General features: G+C 70.8%; 21 protein-coding genes and 1 pseudogene. 10 read left to right on the plus strand and 12 right to left on the minus strand.

What is annotated here, in order from left to right; translation table 11 throughout:
• Positions 1 to 1887, plus strand: a 1887-nt coding sequence (locus AC2CHE_RS09400) for a cellulase family glycosylhydrolase (RefSeq protein WP_484504513.1), incomplete at its 5' end; no start/stop codon positions are given.
• A gap of 139 nt (positions 1888 to 2026) precedes the next feature.
• On the opposite strand, the gene AC2CHE_RS09405 is transcribed toward AC2CHE_RS09400, so the two are convergent.
• From AC2CHE_RS09405 to AC2CHE_RS09435, 7 genes and pseudogenes are all read right to left on the minus strand, one after another.
• Positions 2027 to 2536 (minus strand): Rieske (2Fe-2S) protein, encoded by a 510-nt coding sequence (locus AC2CHE_RS09405; RefSeq protein ID WP_484504514.1) that lies wholly within the window; start codon positions 2534 to 2536, stop codon positions 2027 to 2029.
• A 26-nt stretch (positions 2537 to 2562) separates the two neighbouring features.
• Positions 2563 to 3126, minus strand: coding sequence for a DUF6529 family protein (locus AC2CHE_RS09410; protein WP_484504515.1), 564 nt, complete (start codon positions 3124 to 3126; stop codon positions 2563 to 2565).
• Between the two features lie 68 nt (positions 3127 to 3194).
• A complete protein-coding gene (locus AC2CHE_RS09415; RefSeq protein WP_484504516.1) occupies positions 3195 to 3977 on the minus strand; it encodes a hypothetical protein in 783 nt (260 codons plus the stop codon).
• Positions 3978 to 3995: 18 nt separating this feature from the next.
• On the minus strand, positions 3996 to 5681 hold the full coding sequence (locus tag AC2CHE_RS09420) for an MFS transporter (RefSeq protein WP_484504517.1): 1686 nt from the start codon (positions 5679 to 5681) through the stop codon (positions 3996 to 3998).
• Between the two features lie 402 nt (positions 5682 to 6083).
• A pseudogene (locus AC2CHE_RS09425) lies at positions 6084 to 6617 on the minus strand (STAS domain-containing protein); the annotation flags it as partial.
• An 85-nt stretch (positions 6618 to 6702) separates the two neighbouring features.
• Positions 6703 to 6972: a GlsB/YeaQ/YmgE family stress response membrane protein gene (locus AC2CHE_RS09430; protein WP_484504518.1), complete on the minus strand. Its 270-nt coding sequence runs from the start codon at positions 6970 to 6972 to the stop codon at positions 6703 to 6705.
• Between the two features lie 30 nt (positions 6973 to 7002).
• Complete coding sequence (locus AC2CHE_RS09435) at positions 7003 to 7449, minus strand: STAS domain-containing protein (protein WP_484504519.1); 447 nt, start codon at positions 7447 to 7449, stop codon at positions 7003 to 7005.
• A 153-nt stretch (positions 7450 to 7602) separates the two neighbouring features.
• Here AC2CHE_RS09435 and AC2CHE_RS09440 point away from each other — a divergent pair, with 153 nt between their 5' ends.
• The 6 genes from AC2CHE_RS09440 (at position 7603) to AC2CHE_RS09465 (ending at position 15494) form a co-directional block, all read left to right on the plus strand.
• Positions 7603 to 8292, plus strand: a complete 690-nt coding sequence (locus AC2CHE_RS09440; RefSeq protein ID WP_484504520.1) for a response regulator transcription factor — start codon at positions 7603 to 7605, stop codon at positions 8290 to 8292.
• Positions 8289 to 9641: a HAMP domain-containing sensor histidine kinase gene (locus AC2CHE_RS09445; RefSeq protein WP_484504521.1), complete on the plus strand. Its 1353-nt coding sequence runs from the start codon at positions 8289 to 8291 to the stop codon at positions 9639 to 9641. Before AC2CHE_RS09440 ends, AC2CHE_RS09445 begins: the two co-directional genes overlap by 4 nt.
• The gene (locus AC2CHE_RS09450) at positions 9641 to 10285 is read left to right on the plus strand and encodes a GerMN domain-containing protein (RefSeq protein ID WP_484504522.1); all 645 of its coding nucleotides are present in this window, start codon (positions 9641 to 9643) and stop codon (positions 10283 to 10285) included. Before AC2CHE_RS09445 ends, AC2CHE_RS09450 begins: the two co-directional genes overlap by 1 nt.
• Before the next feature lie 145 nt (positions 10286 to 10430).
• Entirely contained in the window at positions 10431 to 12287 is a 1857-nt protein-coding gene (gene htpG / locus AC2CHE_RS09455; protein ID WP_484504588.1) for a molecular chaperone HtpG, read from the plus strand.
• A gap of 356 nt (positions 12288 to 12643) precedes the next feature.
• Entirely contained in the window at positions 12644 to 14446 is a 1803-nt protein-coding gene (locus AC2CHE_RS09460; protein WP_484504523.1) for a carbamoyltransferase family protein, read from the plus strand.
• 88 nt (positions 14447 to 14534) lie between these two features.
• Positions 14535 to 15494: a diacylglycerol/lipid kinase family protein gene (locus AC2CHE_RS09465; protein WP_484504524.1), complete on the plus strand. Its 960-nt coding sequence runs from the start codon at positions 14535 to 14537 to the stop codon at positions 15492 to 15494.
• Between the two features lie 139 nt (positions 15495 to 15633).
• Here the strand turns inward: AC2CHE_RS09465 and AC2CHE_RS09470 are convergent, their stop codons facing one another.
• The 3 genes from AC2CHE_RS09470 to AC2CHE_RS09480 all read right to left on the minus strand — a co-directional run bounded on the left by AC2CHE_RS09470 (position 15634) and on the right by AC2CHE_RS09480 (position 17754).
• Positions 15634 to 16830, minus strand: a complete 1197-nt coding sequence (locus tag AC2CHE_RS09470) for an MFS transporter (protein ID WP_484504525.1) — start codon at positions 16828 to 16830, stop codon at positions 15634 to 15636.
• Between the two features lie 78 nt (positions 16831 to 16908).
• Positions 16909 to 17388 (minus strand): hypothetical protein, encoded by a 480-nt coding sequence (locus AC2CHE_RS09475; RefSeq protein ID WP_484504526.1) that lies wholly within the window; start codon positions 17386 to 17388, stop codon positions 16909 to 16911.
• 42 nt (positions 17389 to 17430) lie between these two features.
• Positions 17431 to 17754, minus strand: a complete 324-nt coding sequence (locus tag AC2CHE_RS09480; RefSeq protein ID WP_484504527.1) for a hypothetical protein — start codon at positions 17752 to 17754, stop codon at positions 17431 to 17433.
• Between the two features lie 181 nt (positions 17755 to 17935).
• Between AC2CHE_RS09480 and AC2CHE_RS09485 the strand changes: the two genes are divergently transcribed.
• From AC2CHE_RS09485 to pdxY, 3 genes are read left to right on the plus strand one after another with little or no spacing between them, the layout of a single operon-like run.
• Positions 17936 to 18604 (plus strand): HEAT repeat domain-containing protein, encoded by a 669-nt coding sequence (locus tag AC2CHE_RS09485; RefSeq protein WP_484504528.1) that lies wholly within the window; start codon positions 17936 to 17938, stop codon positions 18602 to 18604.
• Between the two features lie 5 nt (positions 18605 to 18609).
• The gene (locus AC2CHE_RS09490; protein WP_484504589.1) at positions 18610 to 19614 is read left to right on the plus strand and encodes a HEAT repeat domain-containing protein; all 1005 of its coding nucleotides are present in this window, start codon (positions 18610 to 18612) and stop codon (positions 19612 to 19614) included.
• A gap of 45 nt (positions 19615 to 19659) precedes the next feature.
• Positions 19660 to 20511: a pyridoxal kinase PdxY gene (gene pdxY / locus AC2CHE_RS09495; protein WP_484504529.1), complete on the plus strand. Its 852-nt coding sequence runs from the start codon at positions 19660 to 19662 to the stop codon at positions 20509 to 20511.
• 91 nt (positions 20512 to 20602) lie between these two features.
• Here pdxY and AC2CHE_RS09500 read toward each other — a convergent pair whose 3' ends face one another.
• Positions 20603 to 21580 (minus strand): sugar phosphate isomerase/epimerase family protein, encoded by a 978-nt coding sequence (locus AC2CHE_RS09500; RefSeq protein WP_484504530.1) that lies wholly within the window; start codon positions 21578 to 21580, stop codon positions 20603 to 20605.
• Between the two features lie 19 nt (positions 21581 to 21599).
• A complete protein-coding gene (locus tag AC2CHE_RS09505; protein WP_484504531.1) occupies positions 21600 to 23732 on the minus strand; it encodes a PQQ-dependent sugar dehydrogenase in 2133 nt (710 codons plus the stop codon).
• Positions 23733 to 23996 lie beyond the last annotated feature (264 nt).

Here is a 23996-nt window from a genome sequence, read left to right on the forward strand (position 1 = left end):
GCGCCGACGGTCGGTGCTCCGGCCGCCGCCGCGCCGACCGCCGACTGGCTGCACACCGACGGCAACCGGATCGTCGACGAGGCCGGCAACCAGGTCTGGCTCACCGGGGCGAACTGGTTCGGCTTCAACGCCAGCGAGCGGGTCTTCCACGGCCTGTGGTCGGGCAACCTCGAATCGATCACCCGCCAGATGGCCCAGCGCGGCATCAACATCGTCCGGGTGCCCATCTCCACCCAACTGCTGCTGGAGTGGAAGGCCGGGCAGACGATCCGGCCGAACGTCAACACGTTCGTCAACCCGGAGCTGGAGGGCCTGAACAACCTCCAGGTCTTCGACCACTGGCTCGCGCTGTGCGAGAAGTACGGGCTGAAGGTCATGCTCGACGTGCACAGCGCCGAGGCGGACAACTCCGGCCACGTCTATCCGGTGTGGTGGAAGGGCAGCATCACCCCGGAGCTGTTCTTCCAGGGCTGGGAGTGGATCACCACCCGCTACCGGACCAACGACACGATCGTCGCGATGGACGTCCAGAACGAGCCGCACGGGACGCCGAACGATCCCCAGCGGGCCAAGTGGGACTCCAGCACCGACCAGGACAACTTCAAGTACGCGTGTGAGACGGCGGGCCGGCGGATTCTGGCGATCAACCCGAACCTGCTGATCCTCTGCGAGGGCATCGAGATCTACCCGCGCGCCGGTGCCACCTGGGACTCGCCGAACACCAACCCCGACCGCAGCCCCAACTACCACTACAACTGGTGGGGCGGCAACCTGCGCGGCGTCGCCGAGCACCCGATCGACCTCGGTGCCCAGCAGGACCAGCTCGTCTACTCCCCGCACGACTACGGACCCCTGGTGTACGAGCAGCCGTGGTTCGAGGGCGACTTCGACAAGGACTCGCTGACCAACGACGTGTGGCGGCCGAACTGGTTCTACATCCACGAGCAGAACATCGCGCCGTTGCTGATCGGGGAGTGGGGCGGCCGGCTGGGTCAGGACGCCCGGCAGGACCGCTGGATGGCCGCGCTGCGCGACCTGATGATCGAGAACGGCATCCACCACACGTTCTGGTGTCTCAACCCCAACTCCGGTGACACCGGGGGCCTGCTGCTCGACGACTGGGCGAGCTGGGACGAGACGAAGTACAACCAGATGCTCAAGCCCGCGCTGTGGCAGCACAACGGCAAGTTCGTCGGCCTCGACCACCAGGTGCGCCTCGGTGGCGCCGACTCCACCACCGGCATGAGCCTCGCCGAGCGCTACGCCGGTGGCCCCGGCCCCGGTGACACCACCGCGCCGACCGCACCGGGTCGGCCGGCCGCCACCGAGGTGACTGCCACCGCCGCCACGCTGAACTGGGCGGCGGCCACGGACGACGTGGGTGTCACCTCGTACGAGGTGCTGCGGGCCACCGGCTCCGGGGCGGCCACCGTGGTCGGCACGGTCTCCGGGACCACCTACCGGGCGACCGGACTGAGCGCCTCGACCAGCTACACCTTCACCGTGCGGGCCCGCGACGCGGCCGGCAACGTGTCGGCGGCCTCGCCGTCGTCGACCGTCACCACCCCGGCCGGCAACGACAACGGCGACGGCGGGTGCGCCGCGACGTACCGGGTCACCAGCTCCTGGCAGGGTGGCTACCAGGCGGAAGTGACCGTAGAGAACACCGGCACGTCGGCGATCACCGGCTGGACGGTCAGCTGGACCGCCCCCGCCGGCACCACTATCGCGTCGCTGTGGAACGGCCGGCTCACCACCTCCGGAACGACGGTGACGGTGCGCAACGAGCCCTACAACGGGCAGCTTGCCGCCGGCACCAGCACCACGTTCGGGCTGACCGGCAGCGGATCGGGTACGCCCTCCGGGCTGACCTGCACCGCGTCCTGACGATGGGTGTCCCTGCCCCACCCGGCGGTTCCGTGGGTGGGGCAGGGGCCGTCCGGGGGCGTGACGCCACCCCGGACGGCCCCGCGCGGCCCGGGCCTGGGTGGGCCGCGTCACCGCGTTCGCATCGCCGGGCGCCGGGTCAGGCCAACCGGATGGCGTCCCCGTCGACGGTGACGTTCGCGGCGGGCAGCGGCGCCCTTGCCGGGCCGCTGCGTACCGAACCGTCGGCGATGTCGAACACGCTGTTGTGGCAGGCGCAGACGATGGTGCCGTCGGAGACCGAGCTGACCGTGCAGCCCTGGTGGGTGCAGGTCGCCGAGTACGCCTTGATGGTCCCGTCGGTCGGCTGGGTCACCACCACGCCGGCGTCGGCGAAGATCGCGCCGCCACCAACCGGGATGTCGGCCAGCGTGGCCAGTGCCGGCGGACCGGCGTCCGCGCCGTCGTCGCCCGGCGTGCCGGACGGGTCGACGCCGGAGGCGGCCGACGGGTCGACGCCGGAGGTGCCGGCGGGCGCGGGCGGCGGCGCGGGGGCAGCCGTGGGCTGACCATACGTCGCACAACCGGTCAACGCGGCCACGCCCACCGCGCCGGTACCGGCCAGCAGGGCGCGTCGCGACCGGCAGCAGCCAGCCTGCTCGTGGTTCATCTGCGGGTGCCTTGCCTTTCCGGGGATCAGAACTGGATGCCGAACGTGGTGAAGTACCAGACGGACGAGGTCAGGAAGACCGCGATCAGGGCGACGAACACGACCCCGCCGACCGTGGGGAGCACCCAACCGGCCAGGCCGCGCTTGGGCAGGGTCAGCATCTTGGTGGCGAAGGTGCCGAAGAAGAAGCAGCCCAGCAGGGAGTGCAGCAGCGTACGGGTGTCGTAGTCGGCGAAGCCGAGCGCGTAGAGGCAGTGCACCGCGACCGGCACGGTGAGCAGGAACGCGATCCGACCCGACCAGCGGTGCGCCGAGCCGGCCCAGGACGGGGAGAAGCCGCCGAGCCGACCCCACATCGCCAGCGCGGACAACAGCTGGATGACGGCGAAGAAGGCCGCCCCGGTGCCGAGCCACACCTTCACCGTCAGCGGCGAGGAGAAGCCGGCCACGTTCACCGCGATGCCGGTGGGAGTGTGGGTGCGTCCGTAGACGCCGAGCGTCACCGCCACCCCGGCCCCGACCGCCAGCGGCACCAGCAGCGAGGGTCGCCGTCTCGGCGCGCTCGGCGGCGGGGCCCCGAAGTCACGCATCACCTCGACGGTGGGCTCAGGCGCCCGGCGGGGCACGGTGCGTGCCCCGCCCTGCCGGTGCTGGGACATCACCGCGTCCCGGGGACGACCGGCTCGGCGACGAGGGTCACTCCGTTGACGACGGTGCTGTTGAAGGCGGGGTCCAACGGCGGTGCCGGAATGGGCTGGCCGTTCCAGGTGACGATGCCGATCTGGGTACCGTCGGGCAGCATGATCCAGCCGCCGTCGAAGCCGGCCTTACGGGTCTCGTCGGTCACCCGGTAGATCGCCGGAGCGGTGCCCGAACCGGACTTCACCACCGCCTCGCCGGCCGACGTGTCGTCGGGTCGGGCGGTGAACTTCCAGCGCCGTACGCCGACGACCATCTCACCGCTGACGCGGTCACCCCGGATGACACCGGTCAGCTTCGCGTCCTTGCCGGTCAGCTCGATCCTGCCGTCGCGTACCGTGCCGGACAGCCACAGCTCCATGCTCCGGCCGTCGCAGACGTACGCCTCGGCCCTGCCGTCGGCGACGGTGATGGCGATGGTGGCCCCGTTTTCGAGTTCACCGATCCAGTTCTGCTCGACCGACGTCACCTCGGTGCCGGCCGACGAGGCGTCCGGATCCGCCGGCGGCGAGGTGCCGGCCGGTCGCCGGGCGTCGGCGTCGGGGTCGGTCGGTTCCTCCCCGGGCGCAGCCGCGTCGGGCTCCACCTCCACGTCGGCGGGTGGGGCCGGCGCGGCGGCCGGTGCACCTCCACCGGACGCGGGTTGGGTGCCCGGCGGGGATGCCTGTGCACTCATCGTGAACAGCACGGCAGCCGTCACCGCCCCCGACAGGAGGGTGAGCAACGGGGTAAGGCGCTTCATGGGCCACTCCCTTCGCACTCAGGTACGGGCGGAGGTGGTGGATCGGTTCAACCGCGCGCCAGGAACCTCTCGCCCGCGCCGTTGACGCGCGAGTGGCCCGACGGAAGCGCCCAGGTCCGGCCCGAACACCAGCAGCAGGACGGCGGCGACCAGACACAGCGCACCCAGCGCGATGGCCGGCAGCACGAGCCCGTGACCGAGGGAGAGGACCAGCAGCATGGTGGACGGTCCGAGGATGCCACCGACCTTGGTGGCCGCACCGGCGAAGCCGGAGCCGGTGGCCCGCATCGCGGTCGGGTAGATCTCGGCGCTGTAGGGCAGCAGCATCGCGTTGACCGCGGACAGCGACAGCACCAGCACGCCGATGGAGGCCAACAGCAGCACCGTCCCGCCGCGGTCGGCGGTCCAGAGGGCCACTCCGCCGAGCCCGATCGCGGTGATCGCGATGAACAACGCCAGCGCCCGCCGACCGCTCCAGGCCGCGTAGAGCAGCACGACGAGAGCCAGGGCCGGGGTCGAGTAGAGCGCCGAGTCGGCCAGCAGTCCGCTCGCGACGCCACCGGCCAGCCCGGCATCGCGCAGTTGCGCTGGCAACATGACCAGGAAGCCGAAATTCACCAGCCCCCACACGACACCGACCACGCCGATCACCGACGTCACGACGGGATACGCCCGCAGCATCGCTCCTACGCCGAGGCGTGTCGCCGCGAGCCCGGCGGCCGGTGGCGTGGCACCAAGACGGGATCCGTAACGACGGAGCACCGCCTCCGCCTCGGTGCGCCGGCCGGCGCGCAGCAGATACAACGGCGACTCGGGAATCAGCGGTGCCATCAGCAACAGCAGCAGCCCGGAGGGCAGCCCGATCAGCCAGAGCGCGCGCCAGGTCAGCGCCGGCTCAAGGTGGCGCGCCGCCTCGCTGGCCGCCAGGTACCCGCCCAGACCACCGATCCCACCGACGGTCACCGCCACCCAGCCGCGGTGTCGACGTGGGGTCAGCTCGGCGATCAGCGTGAACACCAGGGGCATCAGGCCACCGGCGGAGGTACCCATCGCGAAGCACATCACCAGATTCCACTCGAAGCTGGGCATCGCCCCGCATGCCGAGGTGCCGATGAACAGCAGGGTGGCCAGGAGCAGGGCGGTCCGCCGCCCGTACCGGTCGCCGAGCAGGCCCCAGAGGACCGAACCGACGGCGGTGCCGGTGAGGGCGACCAGAGGCAGGATCGAGATGGATTCGAGCGACATGTCGTACTCGTCGCTCATGCCGGGCATGACGAAGCCGAGGGTGAGTGGCTTCATGATGTCCACCACGAGGGCGATGGTCAGCACCGCGCAGGTGGTCCAGTAGGCCGGTCTCAGCCGACCGTGCTCGATCGACTCCACGGCGACGCCTTCGGAGTCCGGTCGCTGGATGCCCGCGAACAACGCCCGCCCAGCCACCAGTAGGCCGGCGAGGAGCAGCAGCATGCCGAGGATCATCGTCGGCGTCCACATGTCCATCGGCTCGCCGGGGGGAGCGCCCTCCACACCCGGCATACCCCGCATGCCGGGCTGCGCCGGTTCCATGCGGGCATGCTCGATCATCATCCGCACGTCAGGCAGTTGAAACAGGACGCCGGCCGTCACCAGCGCCACGCCGAGCAGGAATCCGGGCCGTCCGCGATGTCGCGTGGATATGACGCCGGCATTACGGGATTCGGGCATGGATCACCGACCTCCGGGCTGTCCCGGTACGAGAAGAACGTCGGCGGATTGACGACTACCGAAAACTACTGGTGCGTTATCAGACAATCATCAACGTTGCTCTCGGGTCGATCACTTCGCCCCGTACGCGGTCGGCGGCGGCTCCGCCCTGGCCGGATCGGCGCTGCGACTCCGTCACTGCCGTGCCCCGGCGTGCGAGGTGATCCGTCGACGCCGGATGGCCCGGCGTCGTCGCGGGCGGCCAGGGCAGTCCCGCCGAGGTCAGACGGTGACGCGGCTTGCCGGACGGCGGCTCGTGGGCAGCGACGACACCTGGGCGGCGGGCCGTGGCACGTCGTTGGGCGTCACGTCGACCGACGAGATGCCGGCCGAGACGGCGTTCTGCACCGCCGCGGCACTCAGTTGATCGAGGGCGTCGTCGAGGCTGTCGAAGATCGGGAAGACCCCGTCGAGCTTCATGGTGTGCAGCACGGTACGGATGAACCTCGACGGCGCGGCGAGACACAGCTGCCCGTCCTGCTCGCGTACGTCACGGTGGGCCCGGACGAGCATGCCCAGCCCCAGTGAGTCGATGACCTGCACGTGGGTCAGGTCCACCACCACCGTCCCGGCCACGTCGAACGCGGCGCGCAGCGCGGCCCGCAGCGGATCGCCGGTGCCCGGGGCGAGACCGCTGTCCGCGGGTGCCGCCGCCCCCTTGGCGCCGCCGCCCGACCTGCCGCGGTCGCCGTCACCAAGTGGGCTGCCCGGCGGCAGTGAACTGCACCGCGGACAGCGGTGCGGACCGGTGGCGAAGGGTGAACCGCTCCACCCGTGCTCGGAGACCAGCGTCCAGACAACCTCGGCGTCGGGCAGCACGCAGGCGGTGCCGGTGGTGGTGTCGCCACAGACGTCGCAGATCAGGGTCATCAGGTTGTCGTCCGGTACGACGGTCATCCTGCTTCCTCTCCGGTGCCACAGTCGGTCGGCCGGGGTACGGAACTCGGGGCGGCGGGCGGAGCACCGTCGCCGTGCGGACTACTCACCGGGAGTCGGAGCGTTTCCTGCCGGTCGTCGCGACCACGATCACCACCGCGATCGCCGCGAGCCCGGCCTGCACCACCAGACCCAGCATGCTGAACCCCTGAACGCCGGCGAGCCAGGCGGTGACGGCGCCGAGCAGCGCGGCAACAGCGCCGATGGTCGTGGTGAGCCACAGCGGCACGGCCGGGCGGCCGGGCAGGACCAGTCGGCCGAGGGCGCCGACGGCAAGGCCCACGGCGAGAGCCGCGACGATCCCGGCGCTGGTCATGCTGCTCCTCGTGCTCACAGTCTGGTGGGGTCAGGCGCGCACGGTGACCGCGGCGCGGCCGTACGCGGCAGCGCGCGGCCCCGCACCCGGCGACGGTGTCCCGCCGGCCGGTAGGACTGCCGCTTCGGCGGAGGCAGCTGCGTCCGGGGCCGCTGGGGCGGCTCCGGCGTCGGTGTGCACCGGCAGGATCTGGTCCAGTCGGGCGGTCTGCAGGATCCGGGTGATGCGCGGGTTCGGATTGCGTACCGCCAGCACACCTCCGGCGCGGACCATCCGGCGGTGCACATCGAGCAGCAGGCCGATGGCGGCGGCGTCGATGTGCCGGCAGCCGGCCAGGTCGATCACGACCTGCGCGGGGCGCAGGGCCAGTAGCTGATCGAGCACCGCGCCGGTCTCGGGCAGGCAGCTCAGATCGAACTCGGTGATGGACACCTCCACCAGCGGCACCGAGCACTCGGGGCGTCGTGGTGCGGTCACGGCCCAGGCCCCCTCTCCTACGGTCTTCGAGTGGCTCTCACCCTGCCCAGCGGGGTTGGCGGCCACCGCGCGGAAGGATGACAGTTGCGTGACAAAACCCCCTGTTGTCGATCGTGGTTGGCCCGGCGGTCGGGGCTTGGGGATGATTCCGGTATGACAGCGGTACTGGTGATCGAGGACGACGACCGGATCCGGTTGGCGTTGCTGCTCGCTCTGGAGGACGAGGGCTACGAGGCCCGGGGAGCGGCTACCGCTGAGGAGGGGCTGCGCACGCAGCGCCGGGATCCCGCAGACTACGTTCTCGTCGACCTGATGCTGCCCGGTATCGACGGCTTCGAGGGCATCCGCCAGTTGCGCCGCGACGACGACGTTCCGATCGTCGTGGTCAGCGCCCGCGACGACACCCACGACATCGTCGCCGCGCTGGAGGCCGGCGCCGACGACTACGTGGTCAAGCCAGTGGCGATCAAGGAGCTGACCGCTCGGCTGCGCGCCTTGCGCCGACGTGGCCGGGCGGTGACCGCACCCGACGGTCCCGAGCCGGTACCGGTGCTCGCCTTCGGTGACCTGGAGGTGAGCCCCGAGGCGGGGGAGGTGCGCCGCTCCGGCGAGCCGGTCGCGGTCACCCGTACGGAGTTCCGGTTGCTGTGCGAGCTGGCCGAACACGCCGGCCGGGTGCTGTCGCGCCAGCAACTGCTCAGCCGCGTCTGGGGGTACGACAGCGGCGACGAACGGCTGGTCGACGTGCACGTCGGTCGGCTGCGCCAGAAGATCGAGGCCGATCCGGCCAACCCCCGGCACCTGGTGACGTTGCGCGGCCTGGGTTACAAACTGCAACGATGAGACGTCTCGGACTGCGGGCCCGGGTCACCGCCGCGTTCGCGATCGGCGCGCTGCTGCTGTCCGCCTCGATGGCCCTGGTGTCGTACGAGCTGACCCGCCGCACCCTGCTCGACGAGCGGGAGCGCACCGTGCTGCGGGCGGCGTACTACGACGCGGCGGTGGTCCGCGCCGGCCTGAACACCGAGAACCCGGACGTCGCGGAGGCGCTGCGGGTGCTGGACACCGGCACCGGCCGACGACCCCTGGTGCTGCTCGACGGCGAGTGGTACGCGCGCAGCGCCGACACCGGGCTCACCACCATCGTGCCGGCCCGGCTTCAGGACCTGGTCTCGGCGGGGGAGCCGGCGGTGCAGCGGGTCCGCGTCAACGACGACCCGGTGATGCTGGTCGGCGTGCCGCTGTCCGAGTCGGCCGCCTTCTACGAGATCGCCTCGCTGCGGGAACTGGAGCAGACCTTCCAGGTGCTGGCGCTGGCGCTCACCGCGGTAGCGATCATGGTCGCCGGGTCGGGGGCGGCCCTCGGCTGGTACGCGACCCGACACGGGCTGCGTCCGCTGACCGCCGTCGCCGACGCGGCCGAACGGATCGCGGCCGGCGACTTCACCACTCGGCTCGCCCCGGACACCGACCCGGACCTGACCCGCATCTCCACCTCCTTCAACCGGATGGTCGACGAGCTGGCCGGGCGGATCGACCGGGACCGGCGCTTCGCCGCCGACGTCAGCCATGAGTTGCGGTCGCCGTTGCAGACCCTCGCCGCCGCCGCGAGCGTGCTGTCCCGCCGCCGGGAGAACCAGGACGAGCGGACCGCCACCGCGGCCCGGCTCGTCGCCGACGAGATCGAGCGCTTTCAGCAACTGGTCAACGACCTGCTGGACCTGGCCCGTGGTGACCAACCGGTGCACCGGGAGCCGGTCGACCTGCCCGAGCTGGCCCGACAGGCGTGCCGGGACCGGGACCTGCCGGAGTCGATGGTGCAGCTGGCGGCGGGGACACCGGACGAGTGGGGGGTGGACCGTCGCCGGGTCGCCCAGGTGTTGGCCAACCTGCTGGACAACGCCGAGCGGTACGGCGCGGGACCGGTCGCGGTGCGGCTGTCCCATGCCGCGGACACGGGTGTGATCGAGGTCGACGACGAGGGCCCGGGAGTGCCGATGGAGGACCGCAAGGTGATCTTCGACCGCTTCGTCCGGGGCCGGGCGGCCAACTACCGTGGTGGCGGCGACGGCACCGGCCTGGGGTTGGCCCTGGTGGCCCAGCACGCCGCCGCGCACGGTGGAGACGCCTCGGTCAGCGACCGCCCGGAGGGCGGTGCCCGGTTCCGCATCACTCTGCCCGGGAGCGTCTGATGACCCGACCCGCCATCGTCGGGCCCGTGCAGGCCGGCCAACCTGCCCGAATCGGGCGTACCGTTCGGGCCGTGCGGTTGACCGGGGTGGCCCTGGCGGTCGCCACGGTGCTCGCCCTGCTCGGGGCGTGCGGGGTGCCCGCCGAGGACCAACCCCGCGCGGTCACCCCGCCACCGGTGTCCTTCCCGTCCACCGCCACCGCGGCACCGACGGCGGCCGAGACCGGCGCGGTCACCGAGGTGCTCTACTTCTCCCGCGACGAACGCCTGGTGCCGGTGATCCGCCGCGCCGACCAGGTGCCCGCGCTCGACGCGCAGTTGCGGGCCCTGCTGACCGGGCCGACCCCGGCCGAGCGCGACGACGGGCTGACCAGCGCTCTGCCGGGGGCCTTCACCAGCGCGGTGGTCGAGCTGGTCGACGGGTTGGCCCGGGTAACCGTCGGGCTGACCGCGGTGGACACCGGCCGCAGCGACGGTCGGCTGGCCCACGGTCAGATCGTCTGCACGCTCACCGCCCGCACCGACGTCACGGCGGTGCTGTTCCTGGAGGGTGGCACGCCGCTGAGCGTCCCCCGGGCGGACGGCTCGCTGTCGTCGGGGCCGCTCACCGCGGCCGATTACGCCGTGCTGATCAATCCGCGTTGAGAACAAGCGGACCACCCGACGCACGCGCAGCGCGACGACTCGTATCCTTTCCGCGAACCGCCGTGACGACCGGAAAGGACTTGGTGTGAACGACCGGGCCGAGACGTTGGAGTTCCAGGCCGAGGCGCGTCAGCTGCTCCGGCTGATGGTCCACTCGATCTACTCGAACAAGGACGTGTTCCTCCGCGAGTTGATCTCGAACGCCTCCGACGCGCTGGACAAGCTGCGCCTGGCGTCGATGGTCGACAAGGACCTCGCCGTCGACACCGGCGACCTGCACATCGCCATCGAGGTCGACCGGGACGCCCGCACCCTCACCGTGCGGGACAACGGCATCGGCATGAGCCGTGACGAGGTGGTCTCCGTCATCGGCACGATCGCCAAGTCCGGCACCGCGGAGCTGCTGCGGCAGTTGCGGGAGACCAAGGACGCGGGTGACCCGCAGGATCTGATCGGTCAGTTCGGCGTCGGCTTCTACGCCGCGTTCATGGTCGCCGAACGGGTCGAGCTGGTCACCCGGCGGGCCGGCGAGAGCGGCGGTACCCGCTGGGAGTCCACCGGCGAGGGCACCTACACCATCACCGAGCTGGACGACGCCCCCCAGGGCACGACGGTGACGCTGCACCTCAAGCCCGCCGACGCCGAGGACAACCTGCACGACTACACGGCCGAGTGGACGATCCGGCAGATCGTCAAGCGCTACTCCGACTTCATCGCCCACCCGATCCGGATGACCGTCGAGCGGCCCGGCGCCGACGACACCCCCGCCACCACCGAGACCGTCACGCTCAACTCGATGAAGGCGCTGTGGGCCCGCCCGCGCGGCGAGGTCGAGCCCGCCGAGTACCACGAGTTCTACAAGCACGTCAGCCACGACTGGGCGGACCCCCTCGAAATCATCCACATGCGCGGGGAGGGGACCTTCGAGTACGAGGCGCTGCTGTTCATCCCCACCCACGCGCCGCTGGACCTGTTCTCCCCGCAGGGCCGCCGGGGGGTGCAGCTCTACGTCAAGCGCGTGTTCATCATGGACGACTGCGACGCGTTGATGCCCAACTACCTGCGGTTCGTCAAGGGTGTGGTGGACGCCCACGACCTGTCGCTGAACATCTCCCGGGAGATCCTCCAGCAGGACCGTCAGATCCGCGCCGTCCGCCGTCGCCTGGTCAAGAAGATCCTCGCCACGGTGAAGGACCTCAAGACCGACCAGCCGGAGCGCTACCGCACCTTCTGGGGCGAGTTCGGGCCGGCGGTCAAGGAAGGTCTGCTGGAGGACACCGACAACCAGGAGACCCTGCTGGAGATCCTGTCGGTGGCCTCCACCCACGACCCGGCCGAGCAGACCGACCTGGCCGGCTACGTGGACCGCATGCGCGACGGCCAGAGCGACATCTACTACGCCACCGGCGAGAACCGGGCCACCATCGAGAACTCCCCGCACATGGAGGCGTTCCGGGCCAAGGGCTACGAGGTGCTGCTGCTCACCGACCCGGTCGACGAGGTCTGGGTCGAGCGGGTCGGCAGCTACGCCGGCAAGACGCTGCGCTCGGTCGCCAAGGGGCAGGTCGACCTGGACACCGAGCAGGAGCGTACCGAGGCCGAGGCCGAGCGGGAGCGGCAGCGCACCGAGTACGCCGACCTGCTCGGCTGGATGGGCACCGTGCTGGCGGACCACGTCAAGGAGGTCCGCCTGTCGTCGCGGCTGACCACCTCGCCGGCCTGCGTGGTCGGCGATGCCCACGACCTCACGCCCACCCTGGAGAAGATGTACCGGGCGATGGGGCAGGAGGTGCCGAAGGTCAAGCGGATCCTGGAGCTCAACCCGACCCATCCGCTCGTCACCGGCCTGCGCAAGGCACACGAGCAGGGGGTCACCGGCGACTCCCTCGCGGAGACCGCCGAGCTGCTCTACGGCACCGCGCTGCTCGCCGAGGGCGGCGACCTGGCCGACCCGTCGCGGTTCGCCCGGATCCTCGCCGATCGCCTCTCCCGCACTCTGTAGCCACCCCGCTCCGGGATCGAGCGGCCTCCGAGCCAACTCGATCCCGGAGCGGGCCTGACCGTCGCGGGTCGGCGGGCCCCCACAACAGTTCGTCGAGACGCGGGGCGGCGTGGGGTCTCAGCGTACGCGCCGACGACCGTGACCGGGATCGATCGTTGCGCTGCGCGCCTACCAATGGCCGCCGTGCTGGACGGTACGTCACCCCCGCGAGACGGCATACCGCCGTGAGGAATGCATGCCCACCGGTGTGTTGAGCATCTTGTCCGGCGATCGGCACGCGGATAGCTTCCGAGAGGGAAATCTGAACGAGAAGCAGCTGAAACCGCAGCGAAATACCAGATTAAGGAAGCCGGCTGATGATCATTCTGGGGTGCAACGGCTTTTCCCGCAGCGCGGAGATGTTTGCCGAACATTATGGCGCAGTTGGCACCGAGAGGCATTATCTGCTCGGGCACGACGCCGGCGCGGCGCTGCTCGTGGACGGCGAGCTGGTCGCCGCGGTGGAGGAGGAGCGCCTCAACCGGCAGAAGAAGACCTCAGACTTCCCGACCAACTCGATCCGCTGGGTCCTGGATCATGCGGGGATCGGGTTCGATGACGTCGACCTGATCGCGATCCCGTGGAACTTCGACGCCAAGGTCTTCGACAGCACGCTGGCTGAACTGGCGTCGATCCCGATGCCGCCGACACAGAAGCTGGTTCGTCTCAACCATATCGGCATGGTGTTCGCCACGGTGCTGGGACACGACGCGATCCTGGCCGACTTCGCCGCTCGTACCGGGTTCACCCCGGACCCGGCGAAGGTGGTGTTCGTCCCGCACCACTTCGCCCACGCGATGACGGGCTACTACATGGCGGGGGTCAAGGACGCGGCATTCCTGATCAGCGACGGCCGGGCCGAGCTGCTGTCGTCGCTGACCGGGGAGATCCGGGACGGCCGGATCAGGGTCTTCGAGGACTCGTTCGTCACGGCCAATGACTCGCTGGGCAATCTCTACTCCTGCGTCACGCGGTTCTTGGGATTCGTGCCCAACAATGACGAATACAAGGTCATGGGCCTGGCCGGGTTCGGCGAGCCGCCGTCGCCCAACCCGTTCCTGGAACACTTCGTCGAACTGCACGAGGGCGGGCGGTACACCATGGTCCTGCCGAACGACCTGGAGAACCCGCGGCAGTTCGAGCCCCTGCTGGAGAAGCACTTCGGTCCAGTGCAGGCCACCATCGATTACCAGTCCCGGGTCGCGGCGGCGGTCCAGGAGATGGTGACCGTGGTGACCCGGCACCAGGTGGCGGCGCTGGAGACCCGGACCGACCTGGATCACCTGCTGGTCGAGGGTGGGGTGGCGCTCAACTGCGTCAACAACACCGAGCTGCTGGAGGGCTCGCGGTTCTCCGACGTCTCGGTGAGCTTCGGCGCCAGTGACACCGGTGTGGCCATCGGCGCGACGGTGTTCGCGTGGGTCAACCACCCGGCCAACACCGCCGAGGTGAAGTACGCGCCGTCGGTCACCCCGTACCTGGGGCCGGAGTACGACGACGCCGAGGTCGAGCGGGCGCTCGGTGAGTTCGCCGACCGGGTGGAGTGGACTGCCCGGCTGACCGACGACGAGGTTGTCGACCAGGTGGCCGAGCTGCTCACCGGCAAGGTAGTGATCGGCTGGTTCGAGGGCCGGATCGAGCACGGACCCCGGGCACTCGGGCACCGCAGTATCCTGGCGAACCCGAACTTCCCCGACATCAAAGACATCATCAACGAGCGGGTCAAGCACCGGGAGCCGTTCCGGCCGTTCGCGCCGCTGGTGATGGAGCACGACGCACCGAGGGTCTTCGAGATGGGCCGGAAGGTCCACTCGCCCTACATGACCTTCGTCTTCCCGGTCCGACCGGAGTTCCGGGAGGTCATCCCCGGTGCTGTGCACGTCGACGGCACCTCCCGGGTGCAGACCGTCACCACCGAGCAGACCCCGAAGCTGGCGGCGTTGCTGCAGCGGTTCACCACGCTGACCAACGTGCCGTGCCTGATCAACACGTCCTTCAACGTGGCCGGCGAACCGATCGTGTGCAGCCCGACCGACGCGCTGAACTGCTTCCTGAGCACCGAGATCGACCACCTCGTGCTCGGCAACCGCCTGGTCACCAAGTGCGCCACGGGTGCCTGACCGTCATGAGCGACTTCGGAGAGCGCCTGCGGTGGCAACTACGTCCACCAGGCGTGAAATCGCTGGCCGTTGGGTACCACTGACCAGCATGAGTGCGAGTGTGCTGGTGGATCCGGACCGGCCTGCGTCCGCCGTGGCGGTCGGCACCGTCGCGGTCGTGGCCCACCGGAAGAAGAACCTCGGTGGCGGCCTGGACGAGCTGCGCGCCGCCCTCGTCGGCGCGGGCGTCGAACATCTGCTCTGGTACGAGGTGCCCAAGAGCCGTAAGGCGCCGAAGAAGGTCCGCAAGGCGCTCGACAAGGGTGCCGAACTGGTCTTCGTCTGGGGCGGCGACGGCATGGTCCAACGCTGCGCCGACACCCTCGCCGGATCCCGCGTACCGATGGCGATCCTGCCCGCCGGCACCGCCAACCTGTTCGCCACCAACCTGGACATACCCGAGGATCTGCGCGAGGCGGTCCAGATCGGTCTGCACGGGCAGCGGCGCCGGCTCGACCTGGGCAAGCTCAACGGCGAGCACTTCGCGGTGATGGCCGGTGCCGGCTTCGACGGCGACCTCATCCGCGAGGCCGACCGGGAGATGAAGGGGCGTCTCGGCCGGCTCGCCTACGTGTGGACCGGGATCCGCCACGTGCGTGGCGAGCTGACCCGGACCCGGATAACCGTAGACGGTGCCCTCTGGTTCGACGGTGCGGCCAGTTGCGTGTTGTTCGGCAACGTCGGCACCATCACCGGCGGCATCCCCGCCTTCGACGACGCCCGCCCCGACAGCGGCTCGCTGGAGATCGGCGTCTCCACCGCCAGCGGCGCCGTCGACTGGGCCCGGACCCTCGGCAAGATGGCCACCGGCCGCTCCGAGAACTCCAAGTTCGTGCGGATCACCCGGGGACGCAAGGTCAAGGTCCGCTTCGCCGAACCCAAGACGTACGAGCTGGACGGCGGCGCCCGCACCACGGCCCGGAAACTGAAGGTACGCGCCGTGCCCGCCGCGCTGACCGTATGCTGCCCCGATCGGGACGCCGAGGAGGCGTCCGCCGCGCCACAGTGAGCCCGGATACCGGCTGGGCCGCCCGACCCGACCGCGGCTCGGCGGGCGGCGAGAGCCGTGCGCGGCGCGACTGTGCCGACGGCAACCAGACAGTCGCCGGCCCCGGGTCGGGCTGAACCGGGGCTGTTGGTGCCGGACGTCAACGCGGCGTCCGATGACCGCCGGGCAGTTGACCCCTAGCGACCAGGCTGTGGGCCATGAACCACCGGGTCAGCGTGCAGGCGGTGAGGCAGACGGCGGCCGCGAGGACGAGCGGTGGTCGTGGGCCGAGCAGCACGGCGGCGGAGCCGAGCGGTGTCGTCGCGGCGATCGGCCCGAACATGACCGTGTTGGCGGTGGCGGCGACGCGACCGAGCAGCGCGTCGGGGCTGTGTGTCTGGACGGCGGTGACGGCCGCGACGAGCGCCCACGGCAACCCCAGACCGGTCACCACCGACGCGGAGACCACCACTGGCCACCACGGCAGGCAACGACCCAGGCAGCTGATCGCGAAGAGTCCGGCTCCGGCGAGAGCCACCGCCGTCGGGTCGAACCGGGCGATCAACCGGCCGACGACCAGTCCACCGGCGACCGACCCGGCACCCTGGGCGCTGAGCAGCACGCCCAGGAACGTCGCCGGGAGGCCGAGCGTGTCGGTGACGACGGCGTAGCCGGCGGCGGTGACGAAGCCGGACATGCCGATGGCGACCCCGGCCAGCACGACAGGTCGTCGGATGGACGGGGAGCCGAACAGGACGGCCAGGCCGACTCGGACTCCCTGGTCCCGGGGAGCGACCGGCGGCGGCGTGCGGGTCAGGCGCAGCGCCGCGAAGCCGGCTGCGGCGAGAACCGGCAGTACGGCGGCGAGCAGGGCGACCAGATGGCCGCCCTGCCAGGTGTACAGGCCGGCGCCGGCCAACGGCGCGACCAGCTTGATGCCTTCCTGGGCGCTGGAGCGCCACCCGTTGACCCGTCCGAGATGGGCCGGCGACAGGGCCGCCGGCAGCAGAGCGCTCTCGCCCGCGTCGATCAGGACGTACGCGATGCCGTAGACCGTGGCCACGCAGAACAGCAGCCACACCTGGCCGGGGCCACGCACCGCCAGCAGGCTGGGCAGGGTGGCGGCGAGGGTCAGGTTGGCCGCGACGACGACCGGGCGTCGGGGCAGCCGGTCGACGACAGCGCCGAGCCACGGGCCGGCGAGGGTGGGCGCGTAGGTGCAGAGGCCGGCGAGCGCGGCCAGGCCGGGCGAGCCGGTGAGGTCGAGGATCCAGATGCCGGTGACCAGGGCCATCGCGCTGCCGCCGAGGCCGGACAGCAGGGATACCGCCACGAACAGGATCGCGTTGCGCCGCACGGGCCCTCCGGAATCAAGTCAGAGTGGCTCACAGCGTCCTGTCTTGAGTCGTATCGAGGCAACACCTGCGGACGGATGTCAACGTCGCGTTGACAGAGCCTCGGCGAGGCGGCGGGCGACGGCGCGTACCGGAGCGGGCAAACCGGGATCGGCGGCCGGTAGGTCGGCGCGGATGCGGGCGGCCAGGTCGTACAGGGCCCCCGGCTCGGCCTCCAAGGCGAGCACGGTGGTGCGGCGGGTGAGCGCGGCCCTGGGAAAGCGGGTATCCCAGCGACGGTCGGCGTCGATCCAACGCCACAGGTCGGTGAGGAGGCTGCGCAGTGCGGCGACCTCGGCCGGCCAGCGCCTGTCGGATTCATTCCGGCGACTCGTGCGCGCGACGGCCAGGCGCTGACGGCGCTGCTCGGCGGCCTGGCGACTGCTTAGCCCCAGTGCTCCGGCGACCTGGTTCCAGGTGGCGCCGGCCTGCCGGGCCCGGTCGATGAGATCGAGTTCGGCGTCGTCGAGCCGGTCCCGGGTTTCCGGAATGCCGGCCAGTTGATCGAGCGGGTCAAGCACCTGTCAACGTTACATTGACAGCCCTCGGCCGGGCCGGCTCGCTCAGGCGGCGGACCGGCGGCGGGAGTGATCCGTCGACCACGTCGGGCGGGCGGTCGGGGCTGCCCAGGTGTCGTCCTGAGTGGCGGCAGGAGCAATTGCCTCGTCGGCCGTGCGTCCCTGGGCGAGGTTGAGCGCCCGCTGGGCCCGCTGCCACGGCTCGCACGGCCAGTTCTGGCCGGCGCACAGCAGGTGGGTGCAGCCACCGTCCTCGCCCGGTGCGTGCGCGTCGGCGACGTCCAGGGCGAGTCGCCACAGCAGCGGGTCGGTGACGTCGGCCGGACGGTCGGCTGTGTGATAGTGCCGGTCGATGGCGTTCTCGGACACGCGTGATCCCCCTCGTTGTCGAGCTTCAGGCTCTTGATCTCCAGTCTGCATGCAGGTCAAACACGCTTTCCGGGGCGGTCGGGCGAGGTGGGCGCGGTCACCGGGGGGGCGATCTGCCGGCACCCACGGCTTGACCTTGACAGAGTGACAAGGTCTTCACTGTGTCGAGGAGGTGATCCGGATGAACACGTCACAGGAGACCACGGAGACAGCGCGGATGCTGCGCGGGCTGGAGCACGGCGACCCGTCGGTGCGGCTGCGAGCCGCACTCGCGGCCGGCACGACTCCCGACGGTCGGCTGATCGACAAGCTCGTGGAGCGGTGCGCGGTCGAGCCCGAGTTCTCCGTACGCGAGATGCTCACCTGGGCCCTCACCCGGCACCCGGCCACACTGACCGTACCCGGGCTCGTCGAGGAGCTGCGCTCCGGCACTGCGCAGGCCCGGAGCCAGGCGCTGCACACGCTGTCGAAGATCGGCGACCGGCGGGCGTGGCCGGCGATCACCCGGGCGTTGCTGACCGACGCCGACGACGAGGTGGCCCGCAGCGCCTGGCGGGCGGCGGTGGTGCTGGTACCCCACGGTGACGAGCCGGCCCTGGCCGAGGTGCTGGCGGCCCAGCTCGGGCGCGGCGGGCGGGAGACGCAGTTGAGCCTCAGCCGGGCGCTGATCGCGCTCGGTGAGGTGATCACACCGATCCTGCGGGCCGCGGCACGCGATGCCGAACCCGGGGTACGTCAGCACGCGATCGCCACGGAACGTCTGCTCGACGATCCGGACTCCGGCTTCGAATTCGCGATCGAGGAGGCGAAGCGGGTGGTGGCCCTCGGCGAGAACGATCGGAAGCGGTGACCGCGGTGTTGATCGGCGATGTGGCGCGACGATCCGGCGTCAGCGCCCGCATGCTCCGGCACTACGAGTCGCTGGGCCTGGTGGAGCCGACGGGCCGCAGTGGGGCCGGCTACCGGGAGTACTCCAGCGACGACATCCGCCGGATCTTCCACATCGAGAGCCTGCGGTCGTTGGGGCTGTCGCTGCGGGAGGTCCGGCGGGCGCTGGACGATCCCGGCTTCGCCCCCGCACAGCTCGTGGCAGACCTGATCCAGCAGACCCGGGAGCGGATCGCGGCCCAGACGGAGCTGCTCACCCGCCTGCGTCGGATCGGGGCCGCGCAGCCCGCCGACTGGGCGGACGTGCTCCAGGTCGTCGCCCTGCTCCAGGCCCTCGGCTCGGAGAACGCCGGGCGACGCCAACACGCCGCCCTGTCCTCGACCGGCGAGGCGGCGGTGCCGGTGGAGGTGCTGGTCGAGGCGGCGTTGAGCGAGTCGGACCCGAACGTCGCCGGTGCCCTGCGCTGGGCGCTGGCGCAGTCGGCCCACGGCGCCGCCGCGTTGCTGGCGCCGGGCCTCGACGCACCCGACGCCGAGGTACGCAAACGCGCCGTCCAGTCCATCGCCGAGATAGCGGACGAAGACGCGACCGCGTTGCTGCGGGACGCCCTCGTCAACCCCGACGTCGTGGTCCGCAGGTACGCGGCGCTCGCGCTCGGGGCACGTGGCGTGGCAGCGGCGATCCCGACCCTGATCGACATGGTCGTCGAGGAGACGAACGAGGCCGACGCGGCCGACGCACTGACCGCGCTGGCCGGTGAGCCGGCCCTGGCGGAGCAGATCGCCGGCCGGCTGGTCGAGCGCCTCGCCACCGACGGCGTCGAATCACCCGTCCGGAGCCGGCTGACGCAGGCGCTCGCCGACATTCCGGGGCGTACGGCCGCCCGCGCCCTCGCCGAGTTGTCCCAGGACGCGGATCGCGCCGTCGCGTTCACCGCCACGTACGTGCTCACGTTGCGCGACGGGCGTTAGCGCGGCACCTGCCCACCGAGGGCCACCGACCGCCATGATGAGACGGTGAAGATCCTGTCCATCCAGTCCTCGGTCGCCTACGGTCACGTCGGCAACTCGGCGGCGGTGTTCCCGCTGCAACGGCTCGGCCACGAGGTCTGGCCGGTGCTGACCGTGCACTTCTCCAACCACACCGGGTACGGCGAGTGGCGCGGACCGCTGCTGGCCCCCGCCGACGTCGCCGAGGTGATCGCCGGCATCGCCGACCGTGGCGTGCTCGGCGACGCCGACGCGGTGCTCTCCGGCTACCAGGGAGATCCGGCGATGGGCGCGGTGATCCTCGACGCGGTGACCCTGGTCAAGACCGCCAACCCGGACGCCCTCTACTGCTGCGACCCGGTGATGGGCGACGTCGGCCGGGGCATGTTCGTCCGGCCCGGCATCCCGGAGTACCTGCGCGACGTGGTGGTGCCGCGCGCGGACATCGTCACCCCGAACCAGTTCGAGCTGGAGTTCCTCGCCGGCCGCCCGACGAACACGGTCGACGACCTGCTGGCGGCCGTCGACGCGGTACGCGCCACCGGGCCCCGGCACGTTCTGGTGACCAGCGTGCTCCACGGCGACCTGCCGGCGGACACGCTGGAGGTGGTCGCGGTCTCGGACGCCGGTGCCTGGGCGGTGACCACCCCGCTGCTGCCGATCAACCCCAACGGTGGCGGAGACGTCACCGCCGCCCTGTACCTGGCGCACCTGTCCACGACGGGTTCGCCGGCCACGGCGCTGGAACGCACCACCGCCTCGATCTTCGCGGTGCTGGAGGCCACCCTGGCGGCCGGCACCCGGGAACTCCAACTGGTCGCCGCCCAGGACGCGATCGCCGACCCACCGACCCGGTTTCCCGCCCGCCGGCTTCGGTAGGCCGACCTGCACCGGCGGCGGCAACTGGGAACGGGGCGTCAGGACCGGCCGTCGTCGGTCCTGACGCCCCACCTAGCTGCCGACCAGAACGTCAGTACCGCAGGTTACGCAGGTAGCGGTAGCCGATCTCGGCGGTGAGCTGAGGCGTCACGTCCGGCGTGTCGTTCTCCACGATGTACTCCAGCACCGGGTGCCTCCGGAAGATCCGCCTGAAATCGATCATTCCGGTGCCGAGGTCGGCCATGTCGCCGTCGGCGGCGTGCCGGTCCTTGACGTGGTACTGGAGCACCCGCTGGGGCGCGGAGCGGATGACGTCCAGGGTGAAGCCCTCGGGGTCGCTCGCACCGTCGCCGGACTCGATGCCGCCGGTGACCGCCCAGTAGATGTCGATCTCCAGGTGGACGAGCCGGGGATCCAGCTCCTCGGTCAGGATGTCCCACGGGGTACGACCGCCACCGAGGTCGATGGTGAACTCGTGGGCGTGGTTGTGGTAGCCGTAGCGCAGACCGGCGCGGGCCGCCGCGGCGGCCTCGACGTTCATCTGCTCCGCCCACTGCTTCCAGTCGTCGGCGTTCTCCGAGTAGAGGTACGGCACCACCATGAACTTCTGACCCAGCGTCACCGCGTTGCGGATCTTCTCCTGAAGCGCGGCGGGAGTCTCGCTGATCCCGTCGTGGCTGGACGTGGCCTTGATGCAGATGCTGTCCAGGAAGCGGCGCAGCTGGGCGGCGTTGCGGCCGAAGTAACCCAGCGCCAGTTCCACCTTCGGGTAGCCGACCCGGGCGAGGTGCCGCAGTGTGGCGTCGTAGCCCGGCTCACCGTTCAGCGCGTCGCGGACCGTCCACAGCTGGATGCTGATCAGCCCCGGCGGCACCCGCCGCCGACCGCCATGCCCGTGCCCGGGGCCGTGCCCGGGGCCGTGCTTCGGACCGGCGGAGGCGGCTGTCGCGCCCACCCCCGCGGTGGCGAGGCCGACACCGGCCATCGCGGCCATCGAGCCGCGTAGCAGGCCCCGCCGGTCGAGGACGGAACGCCGCAGCGCGGCCATCCCGTCGTAGCCGTAACACATGATGACTCCTCTCGTGGGTCTACACGCCGGGTACGAGCACGACCTGGTCGGTCCCGGTAAGCGGCGGCAGTCCGTCGTCACCGGGATCGGTGTACGAGGCGACGAACACGGCGGACAGGTTGTCGGTCGCCGGGTCGTGCCCCGACGGGACAGTGGTGAGGATCGAACCGGTGCAGCCGTTGGCGGTGGTCTGCGGGTGGCCGTGGTCGTCGTGACCGAGGATGTAGGTCACGCTGACCCGGGCACAGTCCACCGGCTGGTCGTCGCTGACCTGTACCTCGTACCGAACGGTGTCGCCGAAGGCGAAGGGTTGGCCCTCGACCGGCGCGACCAGCTCGACCACCGGCACGGCGTTGCCGACCACGACCCGCACCGACGCCGACGCCGAGCGTCCCTTCCGGTCGGTCACCTTCAGCGTCGCGTCGTAGCTTCCGTTCTCGCGGTAGGTGAACGTCGGGTTCGCCGACCGCGAGTCGACCCGGTCGTCGTCGTCCAGATACCACTCGTAGCGCAGTCGGTCGCCGTCCGGATCGGTGGTGCCCTCGCTGGAGAACTCCACCGTCAGCGGGGCCAGACCGGCGGTCGGGCTGGCCGATACCGCCGGGATCGGGCTTCGGTTGCCGTCCCGACCGATGAAGTCGATCCGGGCCACCTGCGCTTCCGGGTTCTCGCTGAAGAAACCGTCGCCGTACTCGAGGACGTACAGCGCGCCGTCGGGGCCGAACTCCAGGTCCATCGGGTTGTCGAAGACGACCGAGGGCAGCACCGGCTCGATCCCGTCGAGCTTGCCGCGCCGGTCCAACTGGAACGCCTTCACATAGTCACGGGTCCACTCGTAGAACAGCGGCTTGCCGTCGTAGTAAGCCGGCCACGCCACCGGGTTGCGGCCCCGGGTGGTGGAGCGATCGAAGCGGTACGCCGGACCGGCCATCGGCCCAATGCCGCCGGTCTCCAGCTCCGGGAACTCGGGGGACAGGTCGTAGCTGTACCACACGTCCGGCTGCTGCGTGGCGGGCAGCTTCCGCAGCCCGGTGTTGTTCGGCGACTCGTTCACCGGCGCCGTGCAGTCGAACTCCGCGCCGGACTCCTCGGTGGCGAAGTCGTAGTCCCGGTACGGTAGCTGCGGGGTGACGCAGTAGGGCCAGCCGTGGTTGCCGGCCTTGCGGGCCACGAACCACTTGCCGTGCCCCGCCGGTCCGCGCAGCGGGTCGGGCTGGCGGGCGTCGGGTGAGTAGTCGGCGACGTACAGATCGTCGGTCTTGCGGTCCAGTTCGATCCGGAACGGGTTACGCAGACCCATCAGGTAGATCTCGGGGCGGGTTCCCCGGGTGCCGGGCTTGAACAGGTTCCCCTTGGGAATGGTGTACCTGCCGTTGGCGCCGACCCTGATCCGCAGGATCTTGCCGCGCAGGTCGTTGGTGTTGGCGCCGGTGCGCTGCGCGTCGTACGCGGGATTGCGGCCGGGTCGCTCGTCGATCGGGGCGTACCCGCCGGACTCGAACGGGTTCGTGTCGTCTCCGGTGGACAGATAGAGGTTGCCCTTCGCGTCGAAGACGATGTCCCCGCCGACGTGGCAGCAGATGCCCCGGTTCACCGGCACGTCGATGATCCGCTGCTCGGTACGCAGGTCCAGGGTGTTCCTGACCAGCCGGAACCGGGACAGTCGGAGGACGCCCTGGAACGGCGCGAGCTCCTCCTCGGTGCCCCAGGCCGGCGCGTCGCCCTCGTTGACGTCCGGGGTGGCCGGGTCGTCGACCGGCGTGTCCATCGGCGGCGAGTAGTACAGGTAGACCCAGTTGTTGCCGCGTCGGCCGAAACCCGGGTCGATGGCGACGTTCTGCAGGCCCTCCTCGTCGTGCTGGTAGACGTCGAGGGTGGCGGCGATCGTGTTGCGCCCGGTGTCTGGGTCGTGCAGCCACACCTCGCCGGCGCGGGTCACGTGCAGCACCCGGCCGTCGGGCAGCACGGCGAGGTCCATCGGCTCGCCGGGACGGTCGTTGAGGGTGACTTTCTGGAAGGCCGAGTCGGGCGGGGGACTTGAGGTGCCGGGCGCGGCCGTGGGGGTGGTCGGCGCGGCCATCGAGCTGGCGGGCGGGGCGACGAGCGTGATGGTCGTCAGGCCGGCCACGGCGAGCGCGAGTCGTCTCTTCAACTGCCTCTCCTTGGTGTGAGGACGGGTCGGGCAGGTCGGGACGTACGGGGTGCTGAGCTTCTCCTCCGGATGTCGGGCAGCACCGGATGGCCCGTTGTGCCGCCGGTGGACGGCGCGGGCGCGGGAAACTGGGAACTGGGCAGGTGTCCGAGGGGCCGTCGGAGGACACGAGCGTGGTGCTGGCCCCGGTGGCGATTCACCTCGTCGTAACATCCGGGCTGAAGTTAACAAAAGCCATGTCGATATGTCCATGGCTTCTGCCGA

The sequence above is a fragment of the Micromonospora sp. ATLC16 genome (assembly GCF_057196645.1).